A 19,763-nucleotide genomic window follows, 5' to 3' on the forward strand; every position below is an offset into this window, starting at 1 on the left:
ATCTGTGTTGCTGCCTAAGCCTTGGATTTGGTCTTGAATAGCTTTGAAGTTATTAATAGCTTCAAATTCTTTCCACTTTTGCGCTTTTCTAAATTGCTGAAGATCATAAGCCAATTGCTCATCAATAGATTCTTTTTTAAGCTGCTTTTCAACATCATTCAGTTCAGAACTAAGAGCAATATGTGCTTTATTTAACTCAGCCTCCTTCTTCAACTTTTCATCTTCAGTCCAATTCCATGAATTCAACTCCTGATCAAATTGAAGTTCAGCTAACCTTGCTTTATTTGCATAGTGTTCCTCAATTTTAGGAATGAGATGCTGCAATCCAAGTTCATTAGCTTTTGCAATTGTGTCAATTCTCTCTTGGTTTCGAATAACATCTTCAGAAGAGAATTGTTGAGAAAATTGAGCTTTGTCTTGTTGAAACTTGCGGAAAGCTTCATCAGCTTTATCAAGATCACTTAGATAATTCTCAACAGTATAATCAGTGCCAAAAGTTTGACCGCTTGCACCAGCAGTGTAGCCTTGGTATTTCTTCCAATAATCATTGTTGTATTTGCCAATGTTGGTACCACGCTGAACATTTCCTTCACCCGCATGATATGCACGTACCGCTTTTTCTAAGTCGCCTTTAAATAATTCAAGAAGATAGTTCATATACTTGGCGGCAGCTTCAGCAGACTTCCCTAAATCAAATGTTTGACCACTGATGTTAAAACGTTTCGCTGTATCAGGCATAAATTGAAAACCACCTGAGGCTCCAGTAGTCTTATTAACCTGATTTGTTTTGCCTGTATTTCCTGTTTCAATAGCATGAATAGCTGACAAAGTGCCTTTTGGCAGATTGTATTTGGACTCAAGCCCTGCAAAATTATATTTAGCAGCATTTGCTTGAATTTGAGCGTTGAGCTTTAAAGCCTTGCCCTGCTCCTTTAATTCCTCCGTTTGCTTTTTAAGTGCCTCGGCTCTAGCCTCCTCCTTATCTTTCATGCTTGCACTAATGCTTGCAAGGCTTATAGCCTCTTGCCCAGCATCTGTTTTAAGGGCTGCATTGTTATAATTGAATGCTTTTAAAACACCAACACGTGCATCACTCTGATTTTTTGAAAGACCTCTTTCTTGAAAAAGTTTTCTTGCAGCCATTTCTTGAATATCTGAAAGTGCTGTTTTGCTGTATTCGCTATAAGCTTTACTAGCTGCCTCAATCGCTTTGCGTTCTCGATCTGCTGCTGTGGTTCGAGCATCTGTGGCTTTGACGGCATTCGGACTGAGACTGATCATTTTTTCAATTAAGGATTGCTGTGTTTTATACTCAGACCCTGTTTTACTCACTGCACCCGCAAGAACAACAAACTTATCTTTCGATTCTTGATTAATGAAAGTTAACGCCTTAATTTTTGAACGAAAATCTTCAAGATTTTTAGTTTCTTTAAATTCAGCAATAAGTGCATTTAACTCTTTCGATTGAGTTGTTGTTACATCGTTGTGTCGAGTTAAAGCATAAGCATTTGTAATTAAGCTATCAGTTGCGTTGTCATAAGATTTCGCCAATTCTTTAAGCTGTTCTTTTTCAGCAATAATCTGAGAATCACGTCTCGCTGCATCCAACTCACGATATTTCGCAATCGCATCATCAACACTTTCATTATTTTCACGTAATGATTTTGTTGACTCATCTGTGCTGCCTTTGAGGAGTAAATAAGATGCAGCGACTGCCGCAACAGTTAACCCCAAACCAACAGGACCGCCTAGTGCACCAAGCAAACCAAAATATGATCTAGCACTCATAGCATTAGCAGCATTCAAACCTGCGGTTGCTGTAGTAAGTCTAGTTGTTGCTGCTGTCTGGGTGTTTCTTGCTGCTTCATAAACTCTTGATGTGGCAAGTGTTGTTGCCCCAAGTTTGGCTTCTAAGGCTGTCAATTCAGCAACTTGTATAGCTTGAACTTGTTGCAACTGAGCCATACGAGAAATGGACTGCGCTCTACCAGCATCATTAATCTGACTACTTAATCGCTGCACCTCTTGGGCTTTTTCAACGCTTGTTGCTGCTATAGTGGTTTGCATTCTTTGAATTTCAGATGCAATCACTGCACGGTCTGCATTCACCTGCATTTCAGCAGAAATTACAGCATCTCTTGCTCGTGTCATTTCCGCTTGAGCAGCGTTATATTCCGCCTGTGCTTTACGCTGCGTTTGAATTATTGCCGCATTTTCAGCTTGAATTTCCTCTATTGCAGCAACAATCTTAGCTTTTTTAGCCACTACACTCTGATAAATAGCAGGAATATACGAGCCTACAAGATAAGCACCTCCCACCATCATAACGGCTTTAACCATTTCTAAATTGTCAGAAAGTGCTTTTATAGATGGAATCATCACATCATTAATAGCATTGGCTTTAAAACCCTCCCATTTTAAATTTAGGAGATTGAGTTGCTCTTTTGCTATTACAGTATTTTCAATAAACTCATCAGATAAAATTGCACCTGCTTCCTGTGCTGCTTTACCCCATTTCTGAAAACCCTCACCACCATTTCTTAACAATGGAATCAACAAAGAAGAATCAGAAATAATAGCTTCCATATAAAATTTCATATCATTCTGAGTTGCATTTACTTTTTCCAAAGAACTATAGAAAAGTTGTAGCGCTTCAGGTCCTGAAAGTTTTTGAAATTGCTCAATAGTCACGCCGACCTTAGGTGCAATATTTTCAAAAAAATCAGCCAATGGACCGCCTTTGGTTTGATCAAAATCACCAATACGATCCTGCATATCTTTCATTTTGTCAGCAAAGGATTCCATCTCAATGCCAACTGTCGCAGCACCTTTCGCATAAAATTGAAATTGCTGCATAGATGAATTTGCCAATTCAGCAAATTTTTTAATATCACTTCCTGCCTGAATCGTTTGATTTGCAAAATTTGCAACACCTGCAAATGACAATCCTGCTACTGTTGCACTCAGTGCTTTTACTCCAAGCGATGCAACATTCATACTTTCAGAGATACCATCTCCTGTTTCTTTAGCGGTTTTTTCAGCCTGTTGCATTGGTCCAGTAAAACCACCAACTTAGCCACTAAATCAAGCGTTAATGTTCCTAATTTCGATGCCATAACTTTTCCTCAGGCAATAAAAAACCGCCTTTTGGCGGTTTAAATTAAAAGCTTCTAACGGTAGGTTTGTTTTAACTATGAGTTCACGGAAGTTTTATTTAAAAACCACAAATAGAATAAAAATCAAACAAAAAATTCCAATCACCCCACCAATTATTTGAGCATAATATTGATTTTCAACATCTTGCTTGAAAACTTGCTGATTAATTTTAACAGTTTCATCATTTAATGCATTTGTGTGTGCATTCATTTCTTCCGTCATAAGGTTAAGAAAAAAAACTTGGTCAGAAGGGTTGAATTTTTTCAGAAATAAATCCTGTTCATCACTTAAATCATTTGATGCTTGATAAATACTAATCCCATGCGTATTAGCCAAAAAGCCCATTAGGTCACTTCTAGCTTTCACAAGAGTTCTTATATTATCTCTTGTAAATGGATACTTTACTTCAACATCATACAAAACCCCTGCAATTCCTGCCTCTAAGTACTTGTTGTCCACCACCTCATGCTCATCTATCAGCGCACCAAACCACTCTCTAGGGGCTGCACTAACTTCCTCTGCATGCATTTTCGAAAAGTTAGCCTCATCTTCATCAGATATATTTGCAAAGAAGTTGTCAAAAATATCAACTATCTCTAAAAATGCCTGATCCTCAGTTAAATTCTGATTAGTCTGAAGTTCCGCCTTAAATTCCAGTTGCTTTCTCACCACCTCTCGCACCTCCCCCCTTGCGACTGGTGAATGAACTTCAACCCCAAATAGCTCACCTATTATTTTTTGTTCCATACCCCGCCCCAAATATAATTTAGACCAAGATACTAATTTATGAACAAAAAACCACTCCGAGGAGTGGTTTTGTTTATTGAAAAGTTATTTGACTAAGCGATTCATTGCATTTTGCATGATCAAAGGTAACTGTTCTTTTGTCACCAAGTCTGTTCGACTCACTAACTCAGGAATATTTTTTGAATCAATCATCATGACATCTCTTGGTACAAGATCTAGTGTAAAACCACCCTGATAATGTAGATTTAATGGCTATACGGAATAAGTGGTGGAATTTAGTTTTAAGTAAAATCTATATTTCGGAATATCATGTGTAATTTACCGTTTGTCTGCATGTTAAAAAATAATCGAAATAGCAGTTGTTTATTACTACAAATGTAGTAATATATCAGCATAGGCAGCAAATAGTTGCAGCCAATAACCGCTAGGTGGGCAAAATGAAAACAGAAATTGAAATTATTGGAACTGCGCTTTTTGGCAAATCTTGGATGACTCAAATTGCTGAAAATCTTAAAGATCAAAACGGTGAATCAATCACTCGCCAATCAGTGCAAAATTGGCATCGTCATAACCGTGTACCAGTTTGGGCGAAAGATCAGCTTAAAACATTGACTACTATAAGACTTGCTGAAATTCAAGCACTCAACAAATCATTCGATGATTATGATTTTGTTGTGAGTGAAGTAATTGAAAGCTTTTTGTGGTGGAATCAATCAAAAATTACGATAGAAAGTAGCATTTATTGCAAGCTTGAGTTTTCACACGATGAGTTCAATAACGAACAGTATCATGCGACTATCACACTAGAAAAACCAACCGATTCAAGCGATTGGCATGTATTAAATTTTGATGAGAAATACTTTATGCGAGATATGATTAATATTCGCAATGAGCTAAAAAAGAAACTTCAAAGAAGTTTTGCGGTATCCAAATAAACCAAAGCCCTCAATTGACAATTGAGGGCTTTCTTAATTGGGCATTCCACTAAATTTTATTTATTTTTGACTTAATCAAAATCTTAATTTCTACACGTTATTCCGTATAGCCAATATTTTTACAAAAATTTCGGGTTTTAAGTTCGTAGCTTCCATAGTTGCTCCTAGAAACTTCACTAAAAATTTGGTATTCTTCTCTGACATAGATTTAATTTTCTCTTACTTTTCTCGGTGAGTTGAAATACAAAAACCCAAGATTCTCAGTCTTGGGTTTTTGCTTTTTAGGATTTGTGTTTTATTGCGATTTCTTTCTAATCGCTTTCATACGTTCTTCCTCAAAAGAGGTTTCAGGCGCATCTTCATGCGGCATGAAGTTATACACATCAACTTCTTTTTGAATTTTTAGAGCTATATAGTCAGCGTGATAACGACCAAAAACTTGCTCTAATCTTCGCCCAAAAAAAAGAGAGCCACGTTTTGCACGATAGGCTCTCCAAATTTTAAGCTCAGGATAAGAAATATTGGCTTTCGCCTTGGCTATTGTTCTTCCGCCGATTCCATTGAGGACGAGTTCGCACCAGAATTCTTCATCTGTGCTGATATCCAATTCTTTCCCGCAAAGTCTAGAACCTCGTCAGCAGCTCGATACATCGCATCAATAACTTCTGTAGAGACAGAACCAGTATCGGTGATTTTAGGGAAGAATTTCGCTTTTTCATCTTCATGAATTAGCTGAAATAAAAGCGCTTTGCGATAGTGATCCACCGTCAACTCGCCTTTATCAATACCCCAAACATTTGTAGCATGGGCAATATCATCATGGGGAACAATTTTAACAAAAATCTCCCCTTCAAATTCTTCACCATTCTTATCACGAAACTTAATTGTTTTTTCAACAAAAGTGCCGATGCCAAGCTGTTTTTTTGTGTCTTTTAATGTGAGTTTAGCCATTATTGCACCTTGAATTCATCAGTTACTTTTGATTGACGTTTAAATGGGACCGTGTGATTGTTTAAAGCATCAAGACCAATCACAACACTGTTTTTACGCAAGATAGCTGTGCACCAAGACCAAGAGCGATCTTCTGGCAGATCAACTGTACCTGTTGCAACTGTTGGTGCTGTCGTGCCATCCGACCAACCAACATAAATACCTACAAGTTCTTTTTTATCAGCAAGATCAAGCAAGGTCACATGTGTTGCGTTTTTAGGGTCAGTGTTGATCTTTACACTACCTTCACCTGGTGTTGCCAAACCATAATCATTTGTACGAACTTCGGTTTCTTCAAGACAGGTATTATCCACTTCTGCTTGTGAATCATCACCAAAAACCAATTCGGTAATACAATTCATTTTGGTTAATGTTGGGACTGCGCCATGCAAAATCCACACTTCTGTACCGTTTCCAAGTACACCTTTTTTAGTCGCCATGAGTAGTTACTCCTCTTTTTAGGCATAAAAAAACCACCGTTAAGGAGGTGGGTAAAATTAAACCCGCACTTGACGGGTTTTAATGTTGATTCGAATCTATGGTCTCACCTTGTATGCCTCTGCATAATTTCGAGATACTTTCAGCATGTAGTGTGATATGTCGATGGCTTGGCTTGGTTCGCTCAATATCAATGGCTATTAGCATTGCTGCACGCAGATTTTCCGCAGGTTCAATACTTTCAAAAATATAAGTGTCATTATGAATAACAATATCAGCATAACCATCTTCTTCTATGCTTGGTCTACATTCCACCACAATATAATCAGGAAAATTATTTATCATTGTTTTTGTCCTGATCAAAATCTAAGGATGGCTGTGCCTCCTTGATCAGTTCATCCAACTCTTTAAGCATAGCTGGTTTGGTCTGTTTGCCCTCTACTGACAAAAACCGCCCTGCCTCAGATAGGCATTTTGTGATTAGTTCAACTTGTGCCGAAAGTTTACCAATACGTACTTGCAAACCATCTTTGAGTTGGCGAGCCAATTCCTCTTGTTCGATGTAGTATTTGCGAATCTCATGACCTTTTTCATTACGCTCCATCATTCCGAGATGTTTGGTCATATCCACTGAGACAATGTATTCAGTTAACCATTGACCAGTTTTTGAAAGCTCGTCTTTTTTGACGACCTTAGTAAAGTCATAATTTTCCTCAAAGCCACACTGTTTGATCCGTCTATTAATCCAATGCGAAAAATCAGATTTCACATCAAGCATCTTGTGTAAATCTCGTGCATTCACACCAAGCTGAACTTTTCCATTTAATTCAACTTCAAGAAATGGAGTTTGATTTTCGATTTTTACAATTGCATTCATATCGTTTACCTCGTTACCAAATAAAAAAGCCACACAGACATGCGGTAACGAGACACATCTGTATGGCAAAACTTGTTAACGCAAATTTGCGTTTAGCTTTAAAATTAAGTAGTTATTAAAAAACCTGCCACTAAGGGCAGGCTCATTTAAAAGGTATTAAGGTTTGTTGTGTGTTTTAGCGATCAAACCACCAATTCGCATCAAATCCACGACCAAAAACATCAGTATCGCCGATGCGCTCATGGTGGTTTGGATGAATATTGGTAATTGTGCAAAGTGGGTCTAAAACAACGCTAATCGCTTTTCGTGTTGTTGATGCTCTTGTTGCTTGTGTGTCATACACAACGAGCTGAAAAGTTAAATGGTCTATTTGCGGTGGACAATCTAAATTGTGTTCAGGTACACCGCCTATAAGCTGCCAAACGACATAAGGGAATTTGGTTTTATGTGGTGCAACATCTTCATAGATGCGATTTTGAACCAAGTCTTTAACAGGTGAGTCTTGAAGCGTTTGGAATATCGGTAAAATGTTCATGTTGCACTCGCTAAAGCTTTATCAATTTCATCATTGAGAATCTGAACAACTTTGTTTGTTACAGGTTGAATATTGTTTGATAAAGCAGGACGCATGAATGGGACTGCCACGTTATTCGCCGAACCAAACTCTTGCCAACGCCAGTGGCGCGTGTCCCCGCCTGTTTCTTTTGGTGGATTTGGATTTGAAAAAGATGCACCACCTTTCACACCAATGCGCATCTTAATTTCAGAAGCATTTCGGCTTTTACCACTTTGAACAGCAATATTCCGCCAAATTTTTTCCTTAGTTTCGGGATCATCTATCGCTTTCGCATTTGCACGTGCTGCATCACGAACAATATTCGCACCTTGGCGCAAAGCTTTTCTGACTGCGGATTTTACTTTACGTGGATTGTTGAGCTGTTCGAGCTTGGATTGAAGGCTTTCAAGTCCGTGGATTTCAAATTGGATTGACATATCTACTCCAATAATTTCAGCTCAAATGTCACATAAATTTCGCCATTTTCATTGTCGGGTTTAGGCGGTGAAACAATTTGGAAAATTTGACCTTTCCAAAGCACACGCATTTCAGTCGTAATATCAGTGCGCTTGCGAATCTTTAAGCGAGCTGTGGTTTCTGAACCTGCTACTTTTGCAGTTAAAGTATCTTTTACAGATAGAAATTCCACTTTTGCCCAAAGCTTTTTGTATTCAGTCCAAGATTTATCGAGCAAGTTATTGTATTCGTCACGTTGTTCAACAAAGTGTTGGATTGTGACACGGTGGCGGAGTTCGCCTGCATTAACTGGCACATCACACCCCCATGATCCGATAAGGTTGAATCAAACGCCAATAACCCAATGGCATCTCACTCAAACCCTGAGAAACGGATTCGCGATTTGCGTATTGATGCCCAATATGAAGCAGTCGAGCAGAATCCAAAGCAGCATTATCAATAAGATCACATTCAGACGTGCGCTCACTTTCATCTTTAATTACTTTTCGATCAAGATTGGCAATTAAATGCTCGTTTGCTGCCGCAATATATCGCTCAATTAAAAGATCTTCATCATCATGATCAATACGACAGTGAAGTTTAGCTGTTGGTAGGTCGATCATTTGTTTTCACCTTCTTGGATGGTGATTTAACTGCACTTTCCGCTTCTTCGATTATTTCAAGAACGCCTTTTACTACTAAGTGAGCAACATCATTGGGATTAGCTTCACGCTCTTCACCAACTTCATACATCTTGTCACCAAGATGAATTCGCTTAACAAGATATTTCATGTAGATACCTAAAATGAGGGGTTTCCCCCTCATGCCATAGAAAATTAAGGACCAGAAGGCTTGATGTCACCATAAATAAACGCTTCAGGACGATATACAGCTAAAGCCAAGCGCTCTTCGGCAAGAATAGTGACTAAGTTTTTAATGAAATCATCTTCGTTTTCTGTTGCCACTTCCACGCGAGACAACCAGCGGTCAAAGATTTGAGCACCCATAGAGAATGCGCCAGTTAAGAATTTACCTGCTGTTAAAGCTTGAGTTTGAACTACAGGTAACGCCCATAAAGTTGGGTTAATCGCACCTTGGGGGTTGCCAATAATGTACTGACCAGAAGTGTCTTTAAGAGTTTCAATATTGGTCCAGTCAATTGGATTTAATACATGCCCGCTTGCAGGATATTCAGCTAAAATCGCTTGAAGCATAGCGAAGCGCAAAGTATCCAATGTACTTTCAGCAGTGGTAGCAACACCTGCGGGCTTAGTATAAGCAGTGGCTTGCGGAATAATTCCAAGCAAGTTCTGACCAGTGCCATCGCCATTTAAAATTTGCTGCTCTTCTTTGAAAGCCAAACCGTAACGTAAACGCCCATCAATATAAGACTGCAACTGTGAAGCATCGTCTAAAATTTGACGTGATGCTTTCATGTGGTGTGCAATAACTTTTGCAGCAGTCTGTTTCAAATCAAATTTAATATCTGACTGTGGCTTCAAAGCACCCTCTGCAACCATATCTGCGGCATTGGTAAAACCTGTTTCTTGAACGTATTCAAGAGAGTTACCATCCATACGCCCCGGCATCAACAAATCACGTACCGTAAGCTTACGATCTGGTGGTGCAATGATACCTGCTAAGCGTGTGGTTTGAACTAAGTCACCTGCTGCACCTGCTACATCGGTGGTCAAGGATGTAATTGTTGCTTTAACTTCCATGCTTGCACGACCACGGTTGCCATTTGCCAGAATACTTTTAAAGCCTTCGGTTTCTACAAATTGACGACCTAGCGATTTAACTTCATCACCACCATCATGTGGACGACGTGCAGCTTTTTGCTCCACTTCATCCACGCGAGCTTTAAGTTCATTAAGTTTTGTGATGGCTTCGTCGGCTGTTTGTTTTGTACCTTCCGCAATTTTATCGCCATGTTCACGCTTGCCTTTAAAATCTTCAGCAATGCCTTTCACTTCATCAACTTGTTTTTTAAACTCTTGAGCGAGTTGTTCTAAATTTTGATCAGTCATTCGACTTATCCTCTTAAAATATTTAAAGCATTAGAAATTGATTTCGCTTGTATTTTTTCACCTTCTGACTCGCTCAAAAGATGACGCAAACCATTACCAGCGATAGCAGTAGCTTGCGACTTGGAAAAGCCTGACTCTCTCAGGAACTTTTCGAATTCTGGTAAAGATGGCAATTGACCATCTTCTAATTTGGATTTGACAGAAGTGATTAGGCTTTTTTCATTAGCAGGAGTGGTGACAATTGAGATTTCATTTAAGCCAAGCTGAATAAGTTCACGTACATCTGTGCTTTCGTTATAGCTTGATTTAATTGTGTTATATCCAATGCTCATACCATCAATCGCACCAACTTTGAGCAATGCATGGGTAGACTTAGCGCGAGGCACATCATTGATTAACAACTGCCCTTCAACATACAACCCCTTTTCATCTTCTACCATCTTGGTGTATACGCCGATTGGCTCATTAACGCTGTGATTCCAAAGTACAGGCGGATACTTTCCTTTAGCAGCCCAATCTGAAAGAGTTTGCTTAAATGCACCTGGTAAAATGATGTCGTTATACCAATCAAGGTTGCCAAAAACCGCACCATAACCCGAAAAAAAACCGTCCTCTTGGACGGCTTTAATCTCTAAATTAAAACTTCTTTTATTCATTTGTTTCACCCTGTTCGCTACTAAGCGGAACCATCTGCATCTGTACCATCAACTTATCTGCACTTGGGTCATCACTTCTTGGCATATCTTCTAAATCCCGCACCTCATTACGTGTATACATGCCGTTTTGCGCCATTTTTATGTAAAAGTCCCCTCTTGCTCCAACATTTGTTCTTAACAAGCCCTCAACTGAAAATTTAGGACGATATTCATATTTTTCATGAGGTAATAATAACTTTCGAGCAATGGTTTGCTCATAACGCACCAATGATGGATTTAATGAATAAGTTAAAAAACCCTGATTGGTTTGCTCAAGACTTGATGCCCATGAACTTGCTTTACTTGTATGCCCAATTAATTGAGGAGGCACACCAAAGGCACGACAAATTTCCTCAATACCAAAATATCGAGACTCTAAAAGTTGTGCATCTACAGGATTAATTCGAATATTTGAGGCACTTGAAAGCTTCATCCCTGCTTCTAAAATCATGTATTTGCCTGAATTTTCAGGCTGACTAAATTGAGCAAGGTATTTACGCATTCGTTCACGCTGTTCTTTATTTAAGGTTTGTTCACCTGTTTCTAAAAAACCACCAACCTTTAATCCATTTTTAAACCAGTCTTGCGCTTGGTTATTTGCATCAAATTGCATACCGATAGTTTGTGCAAAAAATTGAATGGCTGACAATCCAACATAGCCGTCCAAAGTAAACCCTTTGAAGTGCAAGATTTCATCATCTGTGTAAATGGTTATTTTTCCATTTTCAGTATAGTGATATTCAAAACTTCCATCTTTTAACCGTTTTTTTACCATTTCATTTGGGAAAAGCGGTTCAAGAGAAATAACGCTTTTATCGCCTCTTCGAGCAATATAGTTATATGCATTCCCCCATAAATCCAAGCATGCTGACTGAATCTGCCAAAATTCGCTTGCACACATATCCGCATTAGGTGAATCATGCAGGATTCGATACAAACCATGATCTTTTGCTATCTTTTTATTTGAATCATAAAGATGCAAAGGGAGTGTTGAAATTGTTTCAGCACGTAGTTTCACACATGCCCACACTGCGGAGAGTTTTAATGATGTTTCAGGGGTAACTGCTGCACCGCCTGATGACATATAAGAATCAAACGGATAAGAAGCATCACCCTTTTTAAGCTGTGTTCTTCCAGTCAATCGTGACCAGAAACGAGACCAAAACCCCGTATCTTGTAAATCGCTCATGCTATCACGACATCCTCTAAATATTCGTCAATATCATAGTTTTTAGGTTCAGGATTCATACTCATTAAAGCCACAGCATTAAAGGTTGCAATTAATGGATCAATCTTCCCAACACCTGACTCTTGTTTAGAAATCATCATCCCATTACCCTTCATCACAGCACGAGCATTACCTACACACCAAGTCATAAGTTGTGAACCTTGATGATATAAATTGCGTTCTGCTAATTTTCGTTCGGTGGTTAAGATATAACCCATTAACTTAAGACCTTGCGGCACAGCTATCATTTTTTCTTCTGGTATACCAACTTTAAGCAAACCATCTAAAAGACCACCTAAACCAAGTGGATCAAGCCCTATTCTGTCAAGTTTTCCTGAATCAAAAACCTGCTTGGCAATCTTTGCTAATTGATCAATGTCATCACCAACCCGATCCACAATTGTTAGGCTTTTTTCACCCTGAAAATCCTTATATTTAGGTGCATTCTCTTTACGTCTTTCGACGGCTGTGGTGTTGCACCATGCATGGTTCCATAGCCACCACTTTCGGCTTTTAGCATGACGACCAAGCACAGCAAATCCAAGCAGATCATCAAGACCACCACCATCTATGCCGATGGTGATTACATCTGATTGATCAATGAGTTTATCTAAAGTTATTTTTTTCGATTGGTGCAACCAAAATTCGGCGCCTGCCCAGCGATTAGCACGAAGGTTCATGCCGATTTCAACATTCAAACGCTTGGCTAGAAAATCTCGAAAGTTTTCCTCATCTGAATCTTTTGATTGCTCAAAGTCATCTTTTAATTGCTCAGGATCAACACTGGTTCCGTAGTTTGGATTTGGAATATGAAAGTTTTCAGGATTAAGATGCTCATCATCTTCAATCATTTGCTTTGGAAATTCATAAATCAAAGGAAGGAATTTTTTATTAGTTTTTATCCCATCCCGAATATCACGAGCGTAATCTAATTTTTGCTTAAAAACACCACAAGGAACCTCACTAGCCTGTGTTGTTAAATAAATAATACAACCCTCTTTTCGACTTGCTAAACCACCTGTTGCTTCTCGAAACATTGCTGCTGCACCCGCATTCTTTTGAAAAAGATGAAGCTCATCAATAAGAATCCAAGAAGCTTTTTTACCTCCGACCGTGTTTGATTCCGCAGCTACAACTTTTAAAGTTGCATTCGTTTCACGATGAGTGATCGTTTTTGTATGCTCTGAAATATTCATCAAAGCTTTCAATTCAGGATCAGCATTAATCGCTTCACGAATTGGCACATAACTATTGTCAGCAACTTCTTTAGTGGGCGCTAAAATAATAAGTTCCGCAGCCTGACGATCATTCATCACCAATGCTGTAAGCATAATGAATGCTGCAAGTGTTGATTTTGAATTCTTTTTAGGAATTAAAAGGAAGAATTCGCGAATTAATCGACGACTCTCCTCTTCGCTGTAAGCGCCAAAGATTGCAGCAACAAATTCAAATACCCATGGGCGAGTAATTTCCCCCATAGTTGGCTGACCCATCACATCGGTCACAATTAGGCTTTTAAATACATCAAGCGCCATATCTGCTTCATCTTGAAACAGAGGTTTGCAAGGAATTAAAGACTGTCCTTTGACAATCTTCTTTTCCCAATCCTTACAAGAAGTTGTCCAGTCCATAATCTACCTAGCTATATCTTTTACGTGCCGCCCGTGTTGCAAACTTACCACCGCCACCTGCAATATCACGAGCATCATCTCTCTGAGATTCTTTTTTACCCTTGGTGCCAACTTTCCCATGAATATATGGCATAGCAGCTTGAGCAGCTTTAAGTCTCAAATCTGGATCTTCCTCTTCATCTGTCCAAACCTTTTTAAGATACTCAAGCGGATCATCAACACCACCAACGGCAATATCATCACGACCAACAAATTGACCTGATGCTTGCTCAACCCGTGGATCAATATGCTCAACTTGAATAACCTGCGCAGGATTTTCAGCTTTAACTTTTTCAGGTTTCGGAGTTAACTTTTTTTCAGCCTTTAACTTTTCAATATAATCTAAGATTTCAGGATTTCTACTGAGTTTTGAACCTTGTTGCGAAGCTGTTTCAGGGCTATAACCTGCTGAAATAGCAGCATCTTTGTTACTTTTACCCTCAATAATTGCTTCGGCAAACTTCCTCATTTTTGGAGTTAATGCCATAGCTTTACCTTTAACTTTTTACTTTAACTTTTACTGAAAACAGAAATTTTTTTATAAGTGAGATGGGGCGTGGTCTAGGTGAGCAAAAGCTCTGAACTTTCACCCTCCCCCCATCCACTTGAGAATAATTATCAAAATATTTGATTTTCTTCTGATTGTTTTACAGAGCTGTGACAAGACTGACATAATGATTGATGATTGCCATCTTGCCAAAATAAAACCATATCACCACGATGCGGAATGATGTGATCGACTACTGTAGCTTCAACAATCGACCCTTTACGCTGACAATAAACACATAACGGATTCAACTGTAAAAACTTCAATCTAAACTTCTGCCATTTGTATCCATAGCCACGTTGAGTTGATGATTTGCCACTGCGCCAATTGCCTACAGTTTTTTGCTCAGGTTTCTTCTGCACTTGTAAGCGCGGTTTGAGTCTCTGTAGTTTCATTAGTGTCACCATCAATCTCTATCTGAACATGACCTTTAATAATTTCACGCTCAGCCTCTTCAAGATCATAATTAATAACAACCTTTCCATCCCTGTATTTAAAGCACTCAACATATCCTTGTTCTTCATCAGCAATAGTCACATGTTTTACATACTGACCATCAACCTTTACTCTGACTTTGCCAAGCAAGCCTTGTTTTTCAGCATCTTCAACTGTTAATCGCATATCACCCACCATCCAAGCTACGACCACCCAAACTATCAACCTCTTGATCTTCATCTAAGTGTTCAAGCAAGTGATTAATCTGTGCGTTCTGTTCGTTGTTGATTTGAATTAGTTGATTGTTCTGCTCTGTCAGCTTGATCAACAATTCCAAGACTTTTGAACACTCGCAACATTCTTTCTTTTGATTTGTCATATTGTTTCTTCATCCACTGTCTACGTTGTTCACAGCCTTGGCATGTCATATCAATCACCAATAAGCCTTTTCAAAGTTTCCAATCGATAATGTGTCTGTGGATTGTGAACACCAATGATGCACTTATCTGTGCAATAACCATGAACTTTAAAATGCTCACTCCACTCATCAACGTAATAGACAGCATCATCATGAGCGTTATTTAAAATGTCTTGGATCTTGTCAACACCTAAACGCTCAACAAGTTTTTTATGTTTCATAGCACTTTCCTCTAGGCATTAAAAAAACCCCATCAAATGACAGGGTTATGTATAAAAATAACTATGAATTGCTAAAAATAGCTAAAGGTATCGAATTCGATGGGTTTAAAATGGTGTGATTACACCTAATTAAAACAACCCAACCACCTGGAAGTATTAGATGGTTGGGTTGAGTAACGCACGGTTCTTGTAATGGCTACTGTATGCGTTAAGAGGTCGCCAATCCCAAGTAAATACTCGCCTCTTTAGGAGGTCAAACCAAGGGTAGTGTTTATGCGTACAAAAAACTCCGCACCCTTCTACTCACTTTATTGACCAAATAAAGCGCTTATCAACATTAAAGAACCTGATAAGTAGCTCTCTGTTTTGCTTGTGTTCGACCACATACAAGCGAATGTGTAAGAGGGGTTATCTTTACCCTTGTCTAACCCTTTATGCCCCTATGATGTGCTGGGTGATTAGTCCAATGCCAAGGGTTGAGGCAGTAAAAAGGGCTTCGTACAAAACAAAACCCTTGCCTTAGATTACGATATTGACCAGCTCGGCAACTGATCTACCGCTACTCAACACGACTCACTTCTCAAAGTTAGCTATTGATCTGCTCTGTGTCTTTCAACTCATTGGTCGGTGGGGGTCACCCACAATTTAGGTCTCTGAGGCTAACTCAATGTGTGACGAAATCACATTGGATATATTGGTTGCCTTTTCACAGACAACAAAAAAGCCCACCTTTCGATGAGCTTCTTGCTGTGCAACTTATATACTTCGTGCACTATAACTGAAATATAGCATTGCGCGGTATACCAGTCAACTTCTAACCAATTTTCAAACGATTATCACGTGAATGAATAAAATATCGCCCACAGTTAATCATCATGTGAGCTATTGGCTTGCTCTGATTCGTAATCCCTGCCACTGCACTCAAACTCCGATTCTCCACCTTATGCTTCACCAAGCACATCACGGCATACTTCGCCTGATAATCTACCGACTCACTTCTAAAAATGCTTCGCAACAAAGCCTGTACTTGCCCTGCTTCATAGTCTGTAATCTCACAAGTGATATAGCATTTCGCAGAACGTGGCGTTTTATCTGCTTCACGAATCAACCAATAGATTTGATTGATATGAAGCCCATCTGGTAATTCACCGCCTTTCATTCGAGCGGTTTCACACCAAGCACCAAATTGCTCAAGCCATCCATCAATTGTGTATTTAGACCAATCCATTACTGTCACCGCTGCGTTCATATCCCACCTAAACCGTTTCTAAAACTTCACCAATACAACTACAAAAACCACTATTGATGCTGTGCTAAACCCCAAAGCAATTGAATCAATAACAGATCTACGAAATCCCACCTGAAACACCGTGAACCAAGCCAATGCAAATAAGAAGAAGTGCCATACTTTCATACCATCCCCCAAATCAACATACCCGCATCACGCTGTTCTTGGTTCGTTCGACCTTGCCAACCTGTGATGCGATTAAATTCTTCTGAATTCTTTTTGGACTTGGTGGGCTTAACCAACACCACCGCCAAACCCAACGATTCAGCCATTTCTACGAGTAATTTACCCGTCGCATGGTTCTCGCCTACATTCTTAGCAATTCGCTCACCTGCACGCTTAGATTGACCATAGCGACTATGTAGGTTTGATTTCTTATTCAACCAACCTGCCTCAATGACTACTTTTTTGATTTGATCTTTATTAACTTCAAAATATTGAGTCAGATCATAAAAACTCATGTTATTCAATCGAAGTGAGCCGTCTTTTAAGACAGCCACTCCCGATTTCTCCAAGTCTGGATCTATGCCGATGATCAAGATTCACCTCGCAGGGCTTTTAGGTCAAGATAAGCTAAATTGCTTTTCAACTCATGCCCCAAGCTATCTTTAAAATCCGACATTTCAATTTGAGTAATGAGTGTGTCAATCCGCTTATCTTTCTCGTCAAGTTCGGCTTTAAGTGGCTTTGCTACATTTTCAAAATACTTGCCCAACTCAATAGCTTCTAACCACTCCTTTGTGCGCTCGTCTAAAACCTCGTTGAGGCGATCAACCTCAGCCTGTCTTGATTGCCAAACAACCCAAGCACCCATTAAAAACGCATAGTTCAATCTATGTTCTGTGTGGTTGGGGTGGTAATACTGATTTATGCTTTCATTGAAACCAAACTCAGAGCCACGAAGAATCGCATTAATCTCTGGCAGTTTCTCAAACGCTTCTCTGTGCTTATCCATGACGTTCTGCCTCCAAATCCTTTAGTTCTACTAGAGTTGTTAATGGTGAATCACCAAAAACATTCCAAAAACTAACAGCGTGGTCTGTATAAAAACCCAACTTACTTGTTGTAATGAAGCTCACATTTCTATACCCAACCCATCCAGCCTTTTTAAAACCAATTCGCTCAAGCTCAACAACCACCTCATCAAGTGGCTGCGAATCATTGATTTCAACCTTCATGTTTTTAAATCTCATAGCTCCACCACTCTCATATTCGGGCTAATGTGATTCCTAATATCTCTTACATCGTCTGATTCGAGCTGCTTAATACCACCTTGCAAATAAATTTTTGTGCTCTTTAAATCATGGATTTTCTTTAAGCCAAGTTCAGCGCTTTTCGCCCAAGCGTCATACACCAAACGATTTGAGAATAAATAACCATCTTGTGACTTGCGAATAGGTATGTCGTTGTCAGCTAGAAACCGTTCAAAGTCTTGGTAGTGTTGAGTGATGGCGGTGCGGAGGTCTTTAAGCGATACAAATTCAACAGCATATTCTTCTGACCATGAATTAGTTTCATTGTGATAGTAACAATTAGCCAAATGCCTTTTAAAAATATAACTTCCAGTTAATATGCAGTATCCAATCACAGGAAAAGCAGGCGCTCCCTCAACAATCGCCTTCGCCTTTTCAATGCCGCCTACCTGCTCAATTAAGTCATGTCTGATCATGCTGCACCTCCCTTGATCACACGCTGATCCGTCCAATTACATTCAACCACCATCAATCCATCATGTTGAAAACGAGACCAAAGACGATCTCCTAGATCTTTCTGCAATTCAGCCAAAGTAAAATTTGAAATCAGCATGGTTGGTTTGCCTGCGTCATAACGTGCATATAAAAATTTATGAATCAGCTCCAAGCGCTTTTCACGATCGTGCAAACCATACTCATCTAGGATCAGTAGGTGGTATTGCGTAAAATCATGAATTACAGATTCCTCAGATTGACCTTTGCTGTCCTTGTCCCATGCATTCATGATTCGTTGTGCAAGTTCTTCGCTTGTGATGTAACGAACATAAAGCCCTTTGTTAAGCAGCGTTCTTGCTGTTGCGCAAGCTAAATGGGTTTTACCCACACCAGTACTGCCCACCATGATCAAATTGGATTTAACACCTGTTGCAATCGATTTGGTGTAATTCACACATTGGCTTCTCGCATTCGCTTGACCAAGATTATTTGAATCCAACATGTAATTTCTAAATCCTGAATTTGCATGGCGAGCTGGAAGCATTGCACCTGAAAAATGTTTATCACGAACCATACGATCTACCTCAGCTTGGCGATCTTGATTCGTTGTTTCAACGTGATTCACGGCGCATTTAGGGCAAATTTGATATGGACCTGATTGAACCTTGGCAATTTGGTGTGTAGCGCAATATGCTTCCACCTGTTGAAAACCGTGGTTGATTAGAGAAATTGCATTCATCAGTAAAAATCCTCTGGTATTTCAACTGGCTCAACATGACCTTGGAATTCAGGAATATCTTTCCATGCATCGTTGACGTTGCGATTTAGCTTTTCAGGGGGTGAATAACCTGTTTTTTTTCCAAAATTACTAAGTGGAGTTTGCTGTCTGCGTTCTACCCATTGAACAAGTTTTCCAAGAACTTGGTTCTTCACCATCTGTTTTTTATGACCGTACTCCGCTTGCAAATCACCTTGAAGTTTATCTAGATCCACCTGAGTGATTTCTTTCAAGCCACGTATTTTAATTTTGGTGTTGACCACAGAGAGATCAAAAACAAAACGGTCGTCTTCCGCTATCTTTGGATTCAGTGAATCAGGATTCAGATTAAAGGATTCAGGATTCAGGGCGTTTTGGTCTGAGATAGAAACAGTTTGATAACCGTTATTGTCATGTTCACTAACTTGTTCCGTGTTGTCAGAAACACCATTGTTTTGATCTTGATAACTGTTATCAGCACATTGATTTGGATGATTTTGAGAAAACTCACCTGTTTTAGCGTAAAAATCTGCCAATTGATCGTGTTTTAGATACAGTGGTTTTCCAGTTATAGTCTTGTTTTTAGGATTGCGAAAATAGACTGTATACATGCCTTTTTGATCAGGAAGTT

At 39.2% G+C, this 19,763-nt stretch carries 29 protein-coding genes and 1 pseudogene; 1 reads left to right on the forward strand and 29 read right to left on the reverse strand.

Annotation, left to right across the window (positions count from 1 at the left end):
• Window positions 1-3,051: transglycosylase SLT domain-containing protein (locus AVJ19_RS17270; RefSeq protein WP_111860870.1), on the reverse strand; the 3,051-nt coding region annotated here is incomplete at its 3' end.
• A 159-nt stretch (window positions 3,052-3,210) separates the two neighbouring features.
• The gene (locus tag AVJ19_RS17275; protein WP_111860871.1) at window positions 3,211-3,903 is read right to left on the reverse strand and encodes a hypothetical protein; all 693 of its coding nucleotides are present in this window, start codon (window positions 3,901-3,903) and stop codon (window positions 3,211-3,213) included.
• Window positions 3,904-4,340: 437 nt separating this feature from the next.
• On the opposite strand from AVJ19_RS17275, the gene AVJ19_RS17280 reads away from it, so the two are divergent.
• Complete coding sequence (locus AVJ19_RS17280; RefSeq protein WP_111860872.1) at window positions 4,341-4,838, forward strand: hypothetical protein; 498 nt, start codon at window positions 4,341-4,343, stop codon at window positions 4,836-4,838.
• A 295-nt stretch (window positions 4,839-5,133) separates the two neighbouring features.
• On the opposite strand, the gene AVJ19_RS17285 is transcribed toward AVJ19_RS17280, so the two are convergent.
• From AVJ19_RS17285 to AVJ19_RS22275, 27 genes and pseudogenes are all read right to left on the reverse strand, one after another.
• Complete coding sequence (locus AVJ19_RS17285; RefSeq protein WP_228203392.1) at window positions 5,134-5,445, reverse strand: hypothetical protein; 312 nt, start codon at window positions 5,443-5,445, stop codon at window positions 5,134-5,136.
• Window positions 5,376-5,789: a hypothetical protein gene (locus AVJ19_RS17290; protein ID WP_111860873.1), complete on the reverse strand. Its 414-nt coding sequence runs from the start codon at window positions 5,787-5,789 to the stop codon at window positions 5,376-5,378. Before AVJ19_RS17290 ends, AVJ19_RS17285 begins: the two co-directional genes overlap by 70 nt.
• A complete protein-coding gene (locus tag AVJ19_RS17295) occupies window positions 5,789-6,268 on the reverse strand; it encodes a phage tail tube protein (protein WP_111860874.1) in 480 nt (159 codons plus the stop codon). The genes AVJ19_RS17290 and AVJ19_RS17295 overlap by 1 nt, the downstream gene beginning before the upstream one ends.
• A gap of 79 nt (window positions 6,269-6,347) precedes the next feature.
• Complete coding sequence (locus AVJ19_RS17300; protein ID WP_111860875.1) at window positions 6,348-6,611, reverse strand: hypothetical protein; 264 nt, start codon at window positions 6,609-6,611, stop codon at window positions 6,348-6,350.
• The gene (locus AVJ19_RS17305; RefSeq protein WP_111860876.1) at window positions 6,601-7,143 is read right to left on the reverse strand and encodes an antA/AntB antirepressor family protein; all 543 of its coding nucleotides are present in this window, start codon (window positions 7,141-7,143) and stop codon (window positions 6,601-6,603) included. The genes AVJ19_RS17300 and AVJ19_RS17305 overlap by 11 nt, the downstream gene beginning before the upstream one ends.
• Window positions 7,144-7,318: 175 nt before the next feature.
• Window positions 7,319-7,678, reverse strand: a complete 360-nt coding sequence (gp17, locus tag AVJ19_RS17310) for a tail completion protein gp17 (RefSeq protein ID WP_111860877.1) — start codon at window positions 7,676-7,678, stop codon at window positions 7,319-7,321.
• Window positions 7,675-8,136 carry an HK97-gp10 family putative phage morphogenesis protein gene (locus AVJ19_RS17315; RefSeq protein ID WP_111860878.1) on the reverse strand — a complete coding sequence of 154 codons (462 nt, stop codon included), beginning with the start codon at window positions 8,134-8,136 and terminating at the stop codon, window positions 7,675-7,677. Before AVJ19_RS17315 ends, gp17 begins: the two co-directional genes overlap by 4 nt.
• 2 nt (window positions 8,137-8,138) lie before the next feature.
• Window positions 8,139-8,471, reverse strand: coding sequence for a phage head closure protein (locus AVJ19_RS17320; protein ID WP_111860879.1), 333 nt, complete (start codon window positions 8,469-8,471; stop codon window positions 8,139-8,141).
• A gap of 1 nt (window position 8,472) precedes the next feature.
• Window positions 8,473-8,778, reverse strand: coding sequence for a head-tail connector protein (locus AVJ19_RS17325; protein WP_111860880.1), 306 nt, complete (start codon window positions 8,776-8,778; stop codon window positions 8,473-8,475).
• Window positions 8,756-8,947, reverse strand: a complete 192-nt coding sequence (locus AVJ19_RS17330; protein ID WP_111860881.1) for a hypothetical protein — start codon at window positions 8,945-8,947, stop codon at window positions 8,756-8,758. Before AVJ19_RS17330 ends, AVJ19_RS17325 begins: the two co-directional genes overlap by 23 nt.
• A 44-nt stretch (window positions 8,948-8,991) precedes the next feature.
• Window positions 8,992-10,185, reverse strand: a complete 1,194-nt coding sequence (locus AVJ19_RS17335) for a phage major capsid protein (protein WP_111860882.1) — start codon at window positions 10,183-10,185, stop codon at window positions 8,992-8,994.
• Between the two features lie 5 nt (window positions 10,186-10,190).
• Window positions 10,191-10,841: an HK97 family phage prohead protease gene (locus AVJ19_RS17340; RefSeq protein WP_111860883.1), complete on the reverse strand. Its 651-nt coding sequence runs from the start codon at window positions 10,839-10,841 to the stop codon at window positions 10,191-10,193.
• On the reverse strand, window positions 10,834-12,069 hold the full coding sequence (locus AVJ19_RS17345; protein WP_111860884.1) for a phage portal protein: 1,236 nt from the start codon (window positions 12,067-12,069) through the stop codon (window positions 10,834-10,836). The genes AVJ19_RS17340 and AVJ19_RS17345 overlap by 8 nt, the downstream gene beginning before the upstream one ends.
• Window positions 12,066-13,739 (reverse strand): terminase large subunit, encoded by a 1,674-nt coding sequence (locus AVJ19_RS17350; RefSeq protein WP_111860885.1) that lies wholly within the window; start codon window positions 13,737-13,739, stop codon window positions 12,066-12,068. Before AVJ19_RS17350 ends, AVJ19_RS17345 begins: the two co-directional genes overlap by 4 nt.
• A gap of 7 nt (window positions 13,740-13,746) precedes the next feature.
• Window positions 13,747-14,265 carry a terminase small subunit gene (locus tag AVJ19_RS17355; protein ID WP_111860886.1) on the reverse strand — a complete coding sequence of 173 codons (519 nt, stop codon included), beginning with the start codon at window positions 14,263-14,265 and terminating at the stop codon, window positions 13,747-13,749.
• A 131-nt stretch (window positions 14,266-14,396) separates the two neighbouring features.
• On the reverse strand, window positions 14,397-14,720 hold the full coding sequence (locus tag AVJ19_RS17360; protein WP_111860887.1) for an HNH endonuclease: 324 nt from the start codon (window positions 14,718-14,720) through the stop codon (window positions 14,397-14,399).
• Window positions 14,671-14,946 carry a hypothetical protein gene (locus AVJ19_RS17365; RefSeq protein WP_162626639.1) on the reverse strand — a complete coding sequence of 92 codons (276 nt, stop codon included), beginning with the start codon at window positions 14,944-14,946 and terminating at the stop codon, window positions 14,671-14,673. The genes AVJ19_RS17360 and AVJ19_RS17365 overlap by 50 nt, the downstream gene beginning before the upstream one ends.
• 1 nt (window position 14,947) lies before the next feature.
• Window positions 14,948-15,139, reverse strand: coding sequence for a hypothetical protein (locus tag AVJ19_RS17370; protein ID WP_111860889.1), 192 nt, complete (start codon window positions 15,137-15,139; stop codon window positions 14,948-14,950).
• A gap of 50 nt (window positions 15,140-15,189) precedes the next feature.
• Window positions 15,190-15,399 (reverse strand): hypothetical protein, encoded by a 210-nt coding sequence (locus AVJ19_RS17375; RefSeq protein WP_111860890.1) that lies wholly within the window; start codon window positions 15,397-15,399, stop codon window positions 15,190-15,192.
• 814 nt (window positions 15,400-16,213) lie between these two features.
• Window positions 16,214-16,648 (reverse strand): hypothetical protein, encoded by a 435-nt coding sequence (locus AVJ19_RS17380; protein WP_111860891.1) that lies wholly within the window; start codon window positions 16,646-16,648, stop codon window positions 16,214-16,216.
• An 18-nt stretch (window positions 16,649-16,666) separates the two neighbouring features.
• Window positions 16,667-16,813: a hypothetical protein gene (locus tag AVJ19_RS22085; protein ID WP_162626640.1), complete on the reverse strand. Its 147-nt coding sequence runs from the start codon at window positions 16,811-16,813 to the stop codon at window positions 16,667-16,669.
• On the reverse strand, window positions 16,810-17,226 hold the full coding sequence (locus AVJ19_RS17385; protein WP_228203393.1) for a hypothetical protein: 417 nt from the start codon (window positions 17,224-17,226) through the stop codon (window positions 16,810-16,812). The genes AVJ19_RS22085 and AVJ19_RS17385 overlap by 4 nt, the downstream gene beginning before the upstream one ends.
• Window positions 17,223-17,642 (reverse strand): hypothetical protein, encoded by a 420-nt coding sequence (locus AVJ19_RS17390; protein ID WP_111860893.1) that lies wholly within the window; start codon window positions 17,640-17,642, stop codon window positions 17,223-17,225. Before AVJ19_RS17390 ends, AVJ19_RS17385 begins: the two co-directional genes overlap by 4 nt.
• Window positions 17,635-17,880 (reverse strand): hypothetical protein, encoded by a 246-nt coding sequence (locus AVJ19_RS17395; protein ID WP_111860894.1) that lies wholly within the window; start codon window positions 17,878-17,880, stop codon window positions 17,635-17,637. Before AVJ19_RS17395 ends, AVJ19_RS17390 begins: the two co-directional genes overlap by 8 nt.
• Window positions 17,877-18,356, reverse strand: coding sequence for a hypothetical protein (locus AVJ19_RS17400; protein WP_111860895.1), 480 nt, complete (start codon window positions 18,354-18,356; stop codon window positions 17,877-17,879). Before AVJ19_RS17400 ends, AVJ19_RS17395 begins: the two co-directional genes overlap by 4 nt.
• Window positions 18,353-19,114, reverse strand: a complete 762-nt coding sequence (locus AVJ19_RS17405) for an ATP-binding protein (protein ID WP_111860896.1) — start codon at window positions 19,112-19,114, stop codon at window positions 18,353-18,355. The genes AVJ19_RS17400 and AVJ19_RS17405 overlap by 4 nt, the downstream gene beginning before the upstream one ends.
• Window positions 19,114-19,763, reverse strand: a pseudogene (locus tag AVJ19_RS22275) (hypothetical protein); the annotation flags it as partial. The gene AVJ19_RS17405 and the pseudogene AVJ19_RS22275, both read right to left, overlap by 1 nt.

Source organism: Acinetobacter sp. CFCC 10889, from assembly GCF_003268395.1.
In the GTDB taxonomy this organism is placed as follows: domain Bacteria; phylum Pseudomonadota; class Gammaproteobacteria; order Pseudomonadales; family Moraxellaceae; genus Acinetobacter.